Here is a 15,565-nt window from a genome sequence, read left to right on the forward strand (position 1 = left end):
TCGACGGATCTGTGATCACAACCAATAAGAAAGTATCGCAGCGCCCAAAGCGGGCATCGATCCTTCTTCGCATTCAATACGTCGAACAAGAGTCTTGAGATTGACGGAATGCCGGGTTTACGTCAGCACTTAGTTACTGAAATCGCTCGGACGCTACGCGACCGGTATCACAGCGGTTTTCCAATTCTTAAAGAGTTAATCCAGAACGCCGACGATGCAGAGGCCACACGGATCGTTTTTGGTCACCATTCCGGTTTCGGCTCGTCAACGCAACATCCTTTACTGGCGGGACCCGCTTTGTGGATATTCAACAACGGAAAGTTCAAGAAGTCTGACGCCACCGCTATTGAGTATTTTGGCATCAATACAAAAGCGGGAGACGACAGCGCGATAGGCAAGTTTGGGCTCGGGATGAAGAGCGTATTTCATCTCTGCGAAGCCTTCTTTTACGTCGCGTTCGACGGGAGCGAAACACATAAACGCATATTGAATCCTTGGTATTCAGACATTGCTGAGGAACAGTTTCACAACGCGTGGGAAGACGTATCCGATTCGGACTGGCAGAAATTTCAAGAGATCGGGGAGAAATACGTCGATCAGGGCGACTCGTGGTTCCTGATGTGGATTCCTCTACGACGTAAGAGTCACAAGCAGAGCGATTTGGGTGGCGAAGTCGGAGCGATTGTCGAGCGTTATCCGGGCGATTCCGGCTCGGACGAACTGCATTTCCTCCGTAATGGCGATCTTGAGAAAGCTCTTGGATTCGTGTTGCCTCTCCTCAAGCATCTCAGAGTCATCGAGCATGTTGGAGATGCTACGTTTCCGGGATTCACTATTCGAATTGAGAGCAATGAAAACCTCCGTCTGGATCACAAGACTCCGAACGTGAAGGTATCCGGTCGTGTTGTCGGATCCAGTTCGACCAAGTCGGTCATCAAGTTTAGCGGTGTTCAGCGGGCTCCGGCGGACGACGATCCTGCAGCTACATATTTTGAGCGGCTTCGTGCACTAGAGTCCTGGCCAAAATCCTTTCGACTTAACGAGCAAAGGCAATTCGAGCAAGTTCCAGATAAGTCTCGCGCGGAAGCGGCCGTGGCCCTGCAGGCTATCGAGGGTGACGCTGGGCGACTATCTCTGGATTGGGCGGTATTCTTGCCCGTGGAAGAAGGGCAAAACACATATTCCGTGCCGATTCCGGGTACTTCGCGCCAATACAGATTTATATTGCATGGCCAGTTCTTTGTTGATGCCGGGCGCCGGGGAATAAACGGATACGGCAAGCTAGCTGAACCTCCGCTGTCAAACTTCGATGATCTCGATGAAGCGGCTTTGGCCATCACATGGAACCAATCCGTAGCACAAGGTCTTGTGTTGCCGAACATCCTCGTGGTTCTTGCGGATTTCGTCACCAATAACCGCTTGTCCGACGATGACATCACTCAGCTAACAGAGGCTCTCCGATCTGCTCGTTCGGACAGTGGGCAGTCCTTTTATTCAAAATATCAGACCTACATCTGTAGCGGCCAGTCATGGGCTTGTGTGATGTCGGCAGAAGGGCGCCAATGGAAATTGATCAATAGCCGAAGCGGACTGAAGTTGTTGCCGCTTCCAAAGGCACCGAATGACCACCCACAGAGACCCTGGATGGTGCTTCCTGGGCTTTCCAACCTTCCCGATGCTGTTTTTTATGATGCAACGAAGCCGTGCTTGTCGTTGAGCGATTCGACATGGGATGAAGCGAGCTTGGCGCGCGCGCTCGAACTTCCCCAGCGAATCGATTTGATGCGGGCGTTCGGGACCTCTACTGGCTTGGATTACCTTGCCAGTTTTCTCGAACAGGAAGAACGAAGGTACGTATCTGTCTCGTCGATCCAGGATGCACTGTTCACACTTCTTCGCAGGGTTTTTCGCACCATTCCGCTAAAGGAAATTCGGAAAAACAGGGAACGTTTTCGTACTGTTCTTAGATTTTTGCAGCCACGACGTCGAGTTGCGATTGGGACCATAGATCCGGCTGCAAAAAATGCGATTCCATCAGCCGTTTTTGATCAGCTTTTCACAGTGGATACTGCCACGTTGCTCTTACCCTTAGATCTCGATCCAGGTGATGGTCATGCGTCAGTGGCTGAACCGAGCGAGAACGATCTCTCCGCGTGGCTAAAGGTGGTTGATGGTCTGGTAGGAAGCGAAACTGGTTCCAACAGTGTCGATCACCTACTGGGAACGGCTGAGTATCTCCTGGGTCTTCGTAAGAATGAGGTGGAACGGGCCGGCTTTCTCCGCGTCAACCCGAACCTCCGCATTATTCGGGCAGTTTGTCCTCGGACAAGAAAGCAGGTGGCGAGCAGTCTGACGGCGCTGATGGACTTGCATCGAAGAGGGAATCTTTTCTTGTTTTCAGGCGGAACGTCGGCTCAGGATCGGCTGGGTTTGGTTCCCTTGATCGCGCGAGCCGTTCCGAGTGAATCCATCCTCGTCATCGATAGCGCAACCGGGAAAATTCTCCGCGAAGCAGGCGCAGGCGTGATCCTGCAGAGCGGATCGCCGACGGATGCCTTGAGATGTATCGCGATCAACGGGGGCACAAAGTACCTTGGCAGCGAGGGCGATCGGCTTGCGCTGATCAAGAAGGCTCACGAAGGGATGCGAGATATCGAGACACGGCGTGGATTGCGATATCTGCTTCATGGGGCGTCCGAGCATTTCCATGATGATGCAAGTCCTCTTTGGATAGAACCTAGCCACAGCAGTTCGCCGTGGATCAAGACATGGAAAATGGTTGATCAGGCGCATTGGAACGTGCTTTCGTCTATCTTGGCTAACTCGATACCACGGGTTCAGTGGGAAGAAATTGGGATCAAACCCGTTGATCGAAGCCAAGTGATAGCACGGCTCCAACAGATAGAAGATTTCTCGGTCATCGACTCGTCAGATTTCTCGGACGTTGAACGGGATGCAATACTGGGGGCGATCGACGATCGGCATCTCTGGCTATCGCTCCCCCTGCATCGAGATGTGCATGGCGACTTAGGTCCCATCGACGAGTGGTGCTTTCTCAGGACAGATCATCGGGTACCGCCAGAGCTGCAAGAGCGATGTCGAATCATCGAAATTAGCGATGATTCCGCTCACTCCAATAACCAGCGTCGTTTCCTGCATGGTTTCGATGCCAATGCCGCAATTCGGATCACTCTTGATCTCGATCGTCCTCTGGAAATATGGCATCTGATTCTTGATCAGCTGTGTCATGCATCGTGCAATGACTTGGCTCCGAAACTTCTGGATCAGCTTCGGTCGGCCAAGTGGGTCCCGCTGCGTAACGGCGGAATCGTCCGTCCGATGGATGTCATTGATGTGCCCGACCTTGTCGACGACATAGACCGGCTCGCCTCGAAAGCTGATTATTGCTTTGCTGGTGTAAGCGCGATTAATGAAGCCTTCCGTTCACACCGTGGATTTGCGAGTGTGGAGTGCCTGTTTTCGTGCGGCCCGGTGGCAGCCGAACAGTTAGGTCTGCTGCTGGGTGAGGTGGAGGACTACTACGTAGGAGAGATCCGTGCCCTGCAGGTGTCCGACCTTCGGGAACTCCTCCCTTTCGTCTGCTCTTTGGATCTTCCTGGGTGGCAGGTTGTCAGACGCTGCCTCGAAGTATTCGACCCGGATCTGGTCTGTACTGAAATTCTGCCCAATATTCGGCGAAAGATACCCATCGAAAAGATTGCCTTTGCTCTTAAGGAGCTTTCGAGCCATTCGCAAGACGAAAGTGGTCAAATCGCGGCATTTTCGCTATATCTGGAACTTCTGCCCATCTATCCGCGCGAAGACGCCATTCGTCTCTTGCGCTCGCTAGATCTTTTATCAAAAGCTGGCTCTTGGAGACCCAGCACTGAGTTGTGCGATGGGGGAGCTGAACTGGAGGGTAGCCATGTTCTCGACCACCGCTTGTCGGAAATTCTGGGTGATCTGATCGTCCGAGTTGGAGGTCAAGGCGATCAGGCTGCGGTGTCGGAGTGTGAGCTCGCTGGATTCGAGTTGATGGTCGACGCTGCACCGGGAGTTCTCGCGCACTACTTCGATGATTGGGAACCGTTGGTGCGATCACCTACCGTGGGTGCGTTCATCAGCGTACTCGGGACACGATTTCGCTCGCTGTCCGAGAAGTGGCTACAGCCGCATTCGGTTGATTGGGTCTATGACTCTTTGAATTGGCACGTGCCCGGTGAGCGAAGCGATGGCGTGCGCGGATGGATGCAGGACACGTCCGCGAAGGAGGCATTTGGTCTCCTTCGTGTAGGTATTCGAGAAATTCATGGTGACTCGATTGAGGTTTCAAACCTTTTTGCGGACTCCATACAAGTTCCGCTGACAAGCACCGTTGAAAACCTCGTCGCGGGAGGGCTCTACTGGAGAGGGGGTTATTCGGTTGAAGTGCGCATTCGCAAAATTCCGAACTTGGCAGAACTACCCCCGGCAGAGCTATCGCAGATCCTGCAGAATAGCACGACTTTCATTTTGCGCGAGGCATACGCCCAAAATCATGCCGACTTGCGGGGGCTATGGGAGCAACTGGAGGAGAGTGATCAACTCGAATTGTCGGTCGCACGAGCATTGATTCTCGACAACCTGCCGATTGTTCTTCGCCAAATTGGCGCTCAGAAAAAGAACCCGGATCTCGCCGCTGCATTGAAACGCTATAACAAGGCTCGTCGTGCAAAGACTGAGGCAGAACAGTCAAGAAACGAAGTCCATCATGAAGCGGACGGGTCGAATACTGCCCTCCGCAGATCTCTTGACGAACTAGCAGACATCCTCAAGCGAGAGGACGTACAAGCGGACGTGTTGGAGGCCGTGCGTGCTAAATTGCGCGACTATCAATATGACCCTTCCGGAATTCTATTTGAGCTGTTTCAGAACGCGGATGATGCATCTATAGAACTTAACAGACTAAGTCAAAGGTTTCGTTGCGGCATGGACGAAGATGACATAGCTGATAAGTTCATCGTCGATATACGCGATAACGTAGTTCGAGCGTGCCATTGGGGGCGTCCCATCAATTACTGTCCGCCGGTAGAAGAGGAACATGCCGATGATTTTCGGTGCGACCTCGAAAAAATGCTGATTTTATCCGCATCAGATAAAAGCTCGTCCTCCGGTGTTACCGGAAAATTCGGCCTTGGATTCAAAAGTGTTCTGCTAGCAACCGATTCTCCTCGAGTTCTCAGCGGTGATCTTCGGTTTGAAATTGTCGGTGGTGTCCTCCCCCAGCCGTGGGGCGGCTCTAAAGAAGCTGCAGAGGTTTTGCACAAATGGTCATCACACATCCGGCGCCGAGGAACCGTTACCGAGATTCCAATCGACGATGAGTCCTTACGGGACCAGGTTCTTAAGCGATTCACAGTGCTGTCCGGATTGCAGGCCATTTTCGGCCGGGCGATCCATGAGATTCGGATTTCTGGGATAGCTGCGCCCGTACCTCGCGGACATTGGAAAGTACGATCCAAGATCGGCATGTTCGAAGTGGGGACAGCTGATATACCCACTTCAACAGGGTGGAGCGAAGCTAATCTGCTCGTGTTTCGCGGAGAGTCCGGCACTGTCGTGCTTAAACTTGGATCGCGTAGCGTCGATAAGTTTGATGGACGTGTTCCGCCTTTCTGGGTGACAGCACCGACACGCGAATCGGAGTCCGTCGGCTTCATTGTGAATGCGGGATTTGAAGTTGATGCAGGTCGATCACGGTTAGCATCGCACAGCAGCCATAACTATGAGCTTGCCAAGCAGCTTGGACGTGAGTTAGGGGGCGCTTTTTCGGATATTTATCGAGCCGGTCAGTCGGACTGGGACGCTGTTCGCAATCAATTTGATCTAGCATCAGATGTATCCCAGGCTGAATTTTGGGCAAGTCTGTGGCGTGCATTTCAGCAGAGACGCGAGGCGATCGAAGCAGAAGTCTACAGACTTGCCCATGAGATTGTGAGCGAAGCGTTTGGCAAACTAATGAAAGCTAGCGGTTTCATTCCAAATGGCATTCCAGGGGATTTTGGGGGATTTGTTGCATCTACATTGCCCCTAGCAGCATTCCCCACAGCTTGGTTGCGATCCGAGGCTGTCCTTCGTGCGCTTTCAAAGTGGCCAGCCTTTTTGAACCGCTATCCTAAGTCGCACTGGATTGCGGACGACCTCGCAGGCTTTGCAGCTGAGCTTTGTTGCCAGGAATTACAAAAACTCTCCATTAAAAGCATCATCGCGAGCATCGACGACCAGCGTTGTGATGCGGTTACAGCGGCCTGCTTACAACAAATTACAGCGGTGTTATTAGTAGAGGCGTCCTGGCTAGAGCAAGCGGAAGCTAGGACCAGTTTTGTATCGCTACGATTTTTGTCTCAGGCGGGCTCTTGGAGCCCTGCATCATCTCTTGTTAGCAGCGGGTCGAATGATCCCGATGAAAGGCTTATTACCGGTTTTGCGCCCAAGAGGCATTTACTCGTCAATGAGTATGTGGACGACAGCTTGTTCTTCTTTTGCCAGTGCAGGAGTGAAAGCAACCTTGCTGCCGATGTAATTGCGCAATTTGTCCTGCAGGCCGATACCGACGAGGCCCGCCGGGGCGCATTGCTTTATCTCGGGAAAGGGGAACAAGCCCGAGATGTTGCGCAGTTACTCCGCAATCGTATCAGTGACACATGGCTTGAGAAATTGGATGACCACCTTGGTTTACTTAGGGAACTTCCGGACGAAGTGAAATTGGAAACTCTCTTCCGTCTACGGCCGGAATCGATTACTTACCAGGCTCCAATGTTTTCAGAGACAGATGAAACGGATGCAATCGATGGGGCGGAGAAGCTGGCAAGGATAGCCTCGTGGTGGGAATCAGAAGGCCGCGACCGACATTTGCTTCGGTACGAGCAACAGTTTTGGCCGGCAAATGTGTCCCGTGATTTCTCTGCCGACCCTGCGGATCGACGCGCGTGGATGACGCTGTTCGGCCTCGGCCTCACTCAAAGAATGGGGCGGGTAAAGGATAGCCAGCACAGGGGTTTTATTCAGTCATTGGATAGCAAAGGATGGTGGAATGTTTTCTGTAATGTGAAACCCCAGGAAGACTCAGCTGCATGGCTGAAGGTGCTTCAAGAATACGGCGAAAAGCAGATTGACAGCGAAGAGTACGGCCTATGGATGGATAACTTCGCGCGCCTTTACCGTGTGGCTCGTTGGCTGGACGTGTATGTGCATGTCTTTAGGACAATTGATCAGCGTTCCGGCAGCGAGTTTGCGTCGTTGTTGAGTCCCGGTGTTGATCCAATTTTTCAGGGTGATGAAGAGTCTTCCGCACCGTCGCTGGAACGTAGTTTGAAAAATGGTCAGCACCTTGTGATTCGCGAGCTTTTACGCACCGGTATTCTCTGTTCAGACCACGCTCAACGGCGAGCATTTATTCCAAGTTGGAGCGTTCGACAGTTCTTCGTTGATCTAGGGTTTGACGAACCACAATCAAGTGAAGAGATATATCAGATTCTTTCCGATGCAATCGATGATCCGACATTTGGTGGCGATTACGATATACCGCTCCGAATCGTAGCGCACGGCGAAGTGCAGCTCGCAACGATACTCATGAGATAGCCGCATGATTTCAACAATATCCCCTTCACATGATGTATTGCATCCTCGGCACGGCCACGGCCAAGTCTTGATGGTGTCAGGTCAGACAGTCGTTGTTCGCTTCGTTCACGGCATCGAAGAAGTACCTGTCACGGAGATAAAAAAACTGGTTTCTGTGATCGATGCGCTTCAATCCGACGATTGGTCGGACCCTGATGAAGCATTGCTTAGAGCACAGGCGACCGCTATTCGATCGGTAAACGACGCTTGGGGAGTATTCTCCCGCTCTCGTATTTCCCTATTGCCGCATCAACTTTGGGTCTGTCATAAGGCATTGAGAAATTGGCCAATTCGTTTGCTCGTAGCAGACGATGTGGGAATGGGCAAGACCATCGAAGCAGGACTGATACTTTGGCCTTTGTTATCGAAGGGTGCCGTAAAAAGGCTTCTCGTGTTGACACCCGCGAAGCTGGTTGAGCAGTGGCAGCAACGCCTTCGTACAATGTTCGATATAAGGCTCGCTGTTTATCGCCCAGAGGTTGATAACGTGCGTACTGATTTTTGGGCAACTCATCAGCAGGTTGTGGCTTCGCTGCCGACGATGCGACTAGACAAGAACCAGCGGCACGAGCGTTTATTGGATTCCGATCCATGGGACATGGTGATTGTGGACGAAGTTCATCACCTGCATGTTGAGGAAAATGGTCGGAAGACGCTCGGTTTTCAATTGCTCGAAAAACTCGAAGAGTTGGGGAAGATCAAATCGTGTTTGCTGTTCACTGGAACGCCGCATCGTGGTAAAGATTATGGATTTTGGTCGTTGATGAGTCTGCTTGATCGTAATTCCTTTGGGGCCGAAAAAGATGTTAATCAGCAATTGAAACGACTCCCGGAGTTTATGCTGCGTAACGCCAAGCAGAAAGTAGTCGATATGTCTGGAAGACGGCTTTTTCAGCCAGTTCAGCAATTTCCAGAAACGTATCGTTATACGGATGAAGAGGACAAGTTTTACCAATTGATGACCGCTTTCATCCTGTCGGGAAAGGCATATGCGTCCAGTCTCAGTAAAGCGCAGCGCGGACAGGTAATGCTCGTCTTGATTGCATTGCAGAAACTTGCCTCAAGCTCGATTGCAGCTGTACGAATTGCACTTCAAACGAGATTGACGAGGATTACCGGCGTAGCGGAAAAGTATCGGAATGAGATCGAGCATTTCGACACTCAGGATGAGAGCGACGATGAGCTAGAGAACGCCCTTCGGCAGTGGACGACGGAGACGAAGAAAGGATCTCTCCAACTGATGGAAAACGAGATCGAGCACCTTCAGGCGTTGGTATCCAATGCTTCCAAGATTACGACAGAAACGCGCATAGAGCGCGTGGTGCAGGTAATCAAGGATCGCTTTGAAAATGAGCAGGTGCTGCTTTTTACCGAATACAAGGCGACACAGTCGTTGGTTATATCAGCATTGATGAGAGCCTATGGCACCCATTGTGTCGGTTTCATAAACGGTGATGACCGTCTAGAGGCTGTTGAGTTTCCTGATGGTCAGGTTCGACAGATTCAGTCTAAACGTGAAGATATTGCAGCGGCATTCAATGAGGGATGCATCCGTTTCCTGGTTTCGACAGAGGCTGGCGGGGAAGGGATCGATCTTCAAGAGCGTTGCCATTGTCTGATCCATGTTGATTTGCCATGGAATCCGATGCGACTTCATCAGCGAGTGGGAAGACTTAATCGGTACGGGCAGACGCAACCAGTCCAGGTTGTCTCGCTTCGTAATCCAGATACCGTCGAATCGCTTGTCTGGAGCAAGCTCGAATCAAAGCTTAACGCGATCATGCGTGCGCTTGGCAATGCGATGGATGAGCCGGAGGACCTGCTGCAACTTGTTCTTGGGATGACAGGATCGTCAGTGTTCAATGAAATATTTTCTGATGCATCGGGTGTTCCTAGAGCACGGCTATCGGAGTGGTTTGATGAGAAAGCCAAGACTTTTGGAGGCGAGTCGGCCATTGAGACCATCAAAGCGTTGGTAGGAAATGCGCAAAGCTTTGATCTAAGCGGCCTGCAGAGTGTCCCTCCAATGGATTTACCAAACCTGCGCAGCTTTTTTCTTGCCAGCTTGGCTTTTAACTCGCGGCGCCCAGAAATCAATGGCAAGGAAATTTCCTTCAAGACCCCGCAGTCATGGATGACTGTTCCTTCGATTAAGGCATCGTATTCGCGACTTTATTTCGACAGAGGGTACAGGTCGGAATTTGGCAGCGTTTGCGGCGTTGGTCATCCGGTTTTTGACCGTGCTTTGGAACAGGCACTGGCCCTTGAGTCTCCAACTGCTCGTGTTCCCCATCTTTCTGGACCACTTGCTCTGTTCATTGTCTTCGACAGGGTTACCGATACTGGAGGGCACGTCAGGGAAACTTTGGTTGGTGTTAGGCTGTCCTCAAGTGGGCTTGAGGTTATGAAGGATTGGGAGGTTTTGCTGGTCTTATCTAAAGATTCAGACAAATTGAGAGAGGAAGAAACACATCGAATTAATTGGGACGAGATTGACTTGGCAGAATGGTTAGGGTCAGCCAAGAATTTCCTTTCTCAGCAGATTTCCATACTTAATCTGCCATATAAAGTACCAGGAATTCGCGAACATGCGTTACTTACTCCAATTTGTGAACACGGTGGCACTGGGAAAACATTGGATGCCTAAGACATTCTCTATAACCTGGTCAAGCGATAGCGGATACGCCAGTTAAGTGGCATTGGCCATATGGCCGTTCTTTTCAAATTTGTTCGAGCTGCGGTAACCCAGGGACGAATGCAGTCGACGGCAGTTGTAGAACATCGTAATGTATTCGGCGATATCCCGGTGCGCTTCTTCCCGGGTCTGATAGCTGACCCAATGGACCCATTCGGATTTGAGCGTGCCAAGGAAGCTCTCGGCCACAGCGTTAACTCTCGGACGTTTACCCACAGACAAACAAAAGGATTGAAATGAAAAGGATTGAAATGACTGGGTGCGCATGCACCCCGATGGGGAACCATCACAAGAGCGGGAGGAATCGGTCAAGGCCGGACCGCGCCGGGGGTGGTCCGGCCGCAGCTTTCAGGCGAGGCACGGCCCGGTGCGGGACGCCCAACGGGCTTGGCCTTGACGGATGGGCTGATGGGGCCGGCGCGTGTTGCTGCTAGCTCTTGAACCTGTTCAAGAGCCGGACGAGTTGACGCCGCAGTAGAGGCAGAAAGAAGAGCTGGCCCTCCTGAAACTTCGCATAGCAAAGCTCGAAGATCGCCATGAAGTCGGTCCGCAGGGTCTGCGGCGTATGGTTCCGATGCAGGGCCAGAAGCGCCGGGCCGTGACACGCTCTGACTTTCAGGCCACTCCCGCACGGACAGTCATGGTGTCCGCGATAGCCATGTTCAAAGAGGAAGCAGATCACGGCGAGCACCGTGACTTCATTTGCAAGCCCGAGCGTATCCATGTAGTGACGCAGAATCCCTTCATGTCCGTGAGCGGCCTCATCGAAGGGATGGCGCCCGTGGGTCTTCCAGAAACAGTATCCATAGAGATAGGGGATCACCAGCCGGTTGACGAATCCCAGTAATGTAGGCTGCTCGAAGACGATCCGGCGTTGTTCCACCGGAACGGCGAGGCATAGCGTGCCGCTGGGGTTGCGATGCTCGTATTCGACTCCAATCCGACCGCCCGTTTCCTTGACCCGCGGCAGTGTATCCGGAAAGTTGTGCGGGATTATCAGTTCGATCTCGAATGACTCCGTGATGGTTTCCAGTTCGTCGGCAGACGCCTCGAACGGCAGAGCGCCAGACACAACCGTTTCATGATTATGCTCGACAACGTTTGTGAGTCCTTTGTGAACGCTTGTCAGCTCAACGAGCTGCTGCCACAAGTCCTCTCTCACACATCTCTCCACGGCTTGGCGGCTCCGGTGATATGAATGCGCGGCGGCGTATCGATGAAGGGAGCGGGCGGAACAAGGACATCGAAGTTCTTCGTAACTACGGCCGCACCCAGCACCCGGCTGAGATGATCCTGCAGAAGGCGCGGGTTGGTTTCGCCCAGAATGTTCAAGAGGTCTTTTTGAAGCGCGTCCACCCATGAGAAGAAGGCTTGGGCGCGGGCGTGGTTGTCCTCGTGCCAGCGGTCCGCAAAGTTCTCCTCCGAATTGATCGGGTTTCCGATATGCCACGTCCCGTCGGGCCGTCTCTGGATCAGCCCCATCGTCGCCAACGAGCGGTCGATAGCCTTTCCCTCGACCAGCGCTGCATGCGCCTGGAGCTTGCTGACGATTCCCGAAAGGGCCGAATACACATCCAGCTCATTGCCGTAAAGGTGAGCTGCGAGCGTGGTGATGATGATCGAGATCGGCGCGTAATCAATGCGCTCGTGATGATTGAAGCGCAGGTCCCGGTGGCGCTTCATAAGCTGGATCGCCCGTTGAAGCGGCGTGCGGACCAACTGGTCCGGCACTTTGTCGATGCTCGCGTAGATCAGCGATGCGCGGCGCTGGATAGTCTGCTTCTGTTCGACGACGGCCCGCGCGAACGCGGCGGCATTCTTGCCGTCGAACCATGCCCCGTAGCCGCAGGGATTGCTCGCAGACCACGTATAAGCGGTGCCGCTCTTGTTCGTAATCGCAATGGCCGTATCGAGAAATTCGCGCGAATCGGGAACAGCGGGCAGAACATCCAGATGAAATCCCACCCCGTCCTGCTCGGCGTATTCGAGCGTCCAGCAGCGCCGGCCTTCGGGATCGAGGAGCTTCTTGTATGTTCCATGCTCACGGAGCCGCTCGCCGACCATGGCTTTGACGGCTTGTGGTGTTGTCCGGTCCTTGAGCAGTGGCATCTCACACACGAGGTCGATGTCGTAACACGCCTCGATTCCATCGCGGATCGGCCTGACAACCGTACCGAGCCGGAACGAGCCCTGCGGGTAGATGCTGAGTTCACCCGCGCAGTTCGAATAGGCCCCCTCCTCAAGCCAGTGCCCGACTGCTTGATAACGGTCCACAGTGTCCTGGTATTTGCCGGGCGGAATGTCGATCTCGCTCGCGACCTGTTCGAGAAACTCCGAATACTTCCTGATATCAACCGTCATGCCGACAACCTCTCTCGTAATGTCACAACCGGTTCACCGTCCAGCGTATAGATCGGGCTAAACGCTTCCGCCGGACTGCCGAAGAACACGGGATCGAGAACCGGCTGCCGATCGCGTGCGAAGGAGTAACCAAGACCTTTGAGGTCCTGGATAACCCGTGTGTCATCCATCCTGTAGGTATTGGACGGAACGGTGTGATTAATCCGGTGGATTGCCGTCCGCTCGTGCTCGTGACCGGTCAGGAGCTTTGCGATCCCCATCGCGCCGTGCGACTGCCCGTCCATGCACAACTTGATGACTTTGGAGCCTAGTGTTCCGATTCCCGCCCATTTGTTGATAGTGTAGGTCTCTTCCAGGCACCCGAGGCTGAGGACATGGAGGGAGTTGCGCGGCCATCGCAGCAGAGTGATCGCCTCTACCACGGCCAGTGCCATGGGGTTGTTCGCCCAGGTACCGCCATCGGTCAGGCCGACCGCGTGCTGCGTGACGTGCTGGCGGAAGTAGGTCGGTGCGGCGGCCGTAGCCAATGCAGCATCGACCGCCAAGGCCTTGTAGTCGTTCTTCAGGCGCGGATGGTGCGCGGTCTTGTAGATATAGACCGAGCGCGCCACCGGATTCCATGCCGGGATCAACAGTCTTGTCCGAGCATCGCCGATCCGCTTCCCGCCCAGCACGTCCTCCAGAACGGCGCGCAATGGTCCGGCGTCATGCTTGTTCATGACCAGCCAGCGCCCGAGCCGCAATTTGTCGCAGAGAAAATCCGCTACCGGTCCGCGCCCCTGCCCAAAAATCTCCGGGCCGCGCTTTTCATAGAGGTCGAGAAGGTCTGAAGCGCGTAGTCCCATCGCAAGACCGATGGCGATGATCCCGCCGGTTGAGGTTCCCGCGATCAGGTCGAAATAGGAGCCGATCGGGTGCGGCAGATGCTGTTCAAGCCCAGCCAGAAAGGCAGCCGGAAATGTTCCCAGTATCCCGCCCCCATCGATGCACAGGATGCGGCGCTTTGGCGTGTGCGGTTCTTCTTCATTCTTCATCAATCGTTCGCCTTTTTGTTGCGGTTATCAAACTTGATCCCTGGGATCGCGCCTCGAACCTACGGCGGTTTGCCTTGTCAACGGGCACTCGTTTCGCTAAGGTGTATGCCTGAACAGACGACGAGCTAGATACTATGCAATATGCCGATCCTATGATCTTTATTGGATTTTTTCTTATACCGTTGTCTGAATAGACAACACGCTAGAGATTTTTTGATCCCCTGTCAAGAGGAAGCCGATGTCGTTTGGGTACGCGCTGCGAAAGTTCCGGGAGGACCGCAATCTGAGCCTTCGGGAGTTCGGAAAGCTAAGTGAGGTTGACCACGCCTATATCCATAGGCTGGAGAAAGAAGAAAAGACCGCACCCTCTGAACAGGTCATCGAGTCGTTCATCCGAGCGCTAAAGTTGAGCCCGCGGCGGGCGCGGCTCTTGCGTCTGCTCGTCGGAAAGACGGTGAATGAGACGCTGGTGGATGTGTTTATTGAGGACGAGGACCGGCCGCTTGAGCTTCTGCAACCGCTTGCGCAGATGAGTTTCCGGGGAGTCCGGCCGGAAACGAAAGATGATTGGCGTAAGAAGGCCGACCAGCTTAGTCGGCTACTCGAAGATGATGAGGAGTGAATGGACGAGTTCCCAACTATTCTCAAGGCGCGCCAGTTCGTCCGGAATGCCGGCATCACGTCCGTTCCGGTCGATATCGAACGCCTGGCCGCCGCCACAAACGCGAAGATCAAGATTGTCCATGATCTGAACGACGACGAATCGGGGCAAACCTTTCCCCTCAAGGGCAAGCACATCATCACAGTGAACGGCAATCACCGGGAGGAGCGGCAGCGCTTTACGGCCCTCCATGAGATCGCCCACATCGTGCTCGAACTGCCCTCGCAGCATCACGGCCCGAAACTGACGACTGGCGCCCTCATGCGTTACGGGCGCCGCCCGCAGGAGGAAATGCTGTGCGATGTCTTCGCCGCAGAGTGCCTGCTGCCACACGAGGTGTTCAGCAAGGATGTCAGCGACGTTGATATTTCGATGGAGGCCGTGAAGATGTTGGCGGACAAGTATAAGGCGTCAGTGACTTCAACAGGTTCGCGGTTTGCTGTTAACGCGAACGAACCCTGCGCGTTCGTCCTGAGCGAAGGCGGACAGATCCGTTACGTGTCACGGTCGAAGTTCTTGCGGGAGATGAATGGCTGGATCGAGTTCAACGTTCCTGTTCCCCGAGGCAGTGTCACGCACCGTCTGATGCAGGGAGCCTCGAAGACAGAAGACTACGATGAGATCGCCACCGTAACATGGTTTAACAACGGGGTCAGGAACTTCGATTTGGTCGCCGAGGAAGCCCTCCTCCTGAAGGAATGGGACCAGTGCCTCTCTCTGCTCTGGTTCGATGAAAGCTTGAAGCCGGCACGAGAGCAGCGCGAAGCCAACGAAGACGACGAACCGCTGCTTAAGGAGCTTGATGGCATTCTGCCATGGCCGTCTAAGGGCCGCCGCAAGTAGGCGTGACATGACACGATTCCAGACCACAAGATTGTGGCCGATCTGTACCGAACGTTGGCGGAGCTTGAGTATCAACGGAACCTGCCCACCGACAAGCTGAGCGAAGCCGAGCTCGCCGAGCAGAGTCAGCTTCGCGATCACTACGCGGCGCTGATCGACGAGCTGGAGAAGGCCGAGTGAATCTTGACGCCAACGGGAGGTATCGACCTACCCTCTGTGTCCGAGCACTTCGAATTGTCGATATTCCCTCGTTCCGGAACGGCTGGAATGCAGGATTACACATACATGTTGTCTTGCGTGGATGATCCCTGG

9 protein-coding genes are annotated in these 15,565 nt (G+C 53.6%); 5 read left to right on the forward strand and 4 right to left on the reverse strand.

The window, feature by feature from the left end; genetic code table 11:
* Positions 1 to 108: 108 nt before the first annotated feature.
* Positions 109 to 7,620 (forward strand): sacsin N-terminal ATP-binding-like domain-containing protein, encoded by a 7,512-nt coding sequence (locus ACR2TX_RS13780; protein WP_434129839.1) that lies wholly within the window; start codon positions 109 to 111, stop codon positions 7,618 to 7,620.
* 4 nt (positions 7,621 to 7,624) lie between these two features.
* Positions 7,625 to 10,306, forward strand: coding sequence for a helicase-related protein (locus ACR2TX_RS13785; protein WP_205781092.1), 2,682 nt, complete (start codon positions 7,625 to 7,627; stop codon positions 10,304 to 10,306).
* 42 nt (positions 10,307 to 10,348) lie between these two features.
* Here ACR2TX_RS13785 and ACR2TX_RS13790 read toward each other — a convergent pair whose 3' ends face one another.
* From ACR2TX_RS13790 to ACR2TX_RS13805, 4 genes are all read right to left on the reverse strand, one after another.
* A complete protein-coding gene (locus ACR2TX_RS13790; RefSeq protein ID WP_086134586.1) occupies positions 10,349 to 10,621 on the reverse strand; it encodes an IS3 family transposase in 273 nt (90 codons plus the stop codon).
* A gap of 163 nt (positions 10,622 to 10,784) precedes the next feature.
* Entirely contained in the window at positions 10,785 to 11,426 is a 642-nt protein-coding gene (locus tag ACR2TX_RS13795) for an SEC-C domain-containing protein (protein WP_139841101.1), read from the reverse strand.
* A gap of 86 nt (positions 11,427 to 11,512) precedes the next feature.
* On the reverse strand, positions 11,513 to 12,715 hold the full coding sequence (locus ACR2TX_RS13800) for a nucleotidyltransferase domain-containing protein (protein ID WP_086134588.1): 1,203 nt from the start codon (positions 12,713 to 12,715) through the stop codon (positions 11,513 to 11,515).
* Positions 12,712 to 13,749 (reverse strand): CBASS cGAMP-activated phospholipase, encoded by a 1,038-nt coding sequence (locus ACR2TX_RS13805; RefSeq protein WP_086134589.1) that lies wholly within the window; start codon positions 13,747 to 13,749, stop codon positions 12,712 to 12,714. The genes ACR2TX_RS13800 and ACR2TX_RS13805 overlap by 4 nt, the downstream gene beginning before the upstream one ends.
* A gap of 238 nt (positions 13,750 to 13,987) precedes the next feature.
* Between ACR2TX_RS13805 and ACR2TX_RS13810 the strand changes: the two genes are divergently transcribed.
* Genes ACR2TX_RS13810 through ACR2TX_RS13820 form a run of 3 tightly spaced genes read left to right on the forward strand, consistent with a single transcriptional unit; the run spans position 13,988 to position 15,433 of the window.
* On the forward strand, positions 13,988 to 14,371 hold the full coding sequence (locus tag ACR2TX_RS13810; protein WP_086134590.1) for a helix-turn-helix domain-containing protein: 384 nt from the start codon (positions 13,988 to 13,990) through the stop codon (positions 14,369 to 14,371).
* The gene (locus ACR2TX_RS13815) at positions 14,372 to 15,253 is read left to right on the forward strand and encodes an ImmA/IrrE family metallo-endopeptidase (protein ID WP_086134591.1); all 882 of its coding nucleotides are present in this window, start codon (positions 14,372 to 14,374) and stop codon (positions 15,251 to 15,253) included.
* A gap of 33 nt (positions 15,254 to 15,286) precedes the next feature.
* A complete protein-coding gene (locus ACR2TX_RS13820) occupies positions 15,287 to 15,433 on the forward strand; it encodes a hypothetical protein (protein WP_168183846.1) in 147 nt (48 codons plus the stop codon).
* Positions 15,434 to 15,565: the final 132 nt, after the last annotated feature.

This window comes from Methylocaldum sp. GT1BB, assembly GCF_051027545.1.
Classification (GTDB): domain Bacteria; phylum Pseudomonadota; class Gammaproteobacteria; order Methylococcales; family Methylococcaceae; genus Methylocaldum.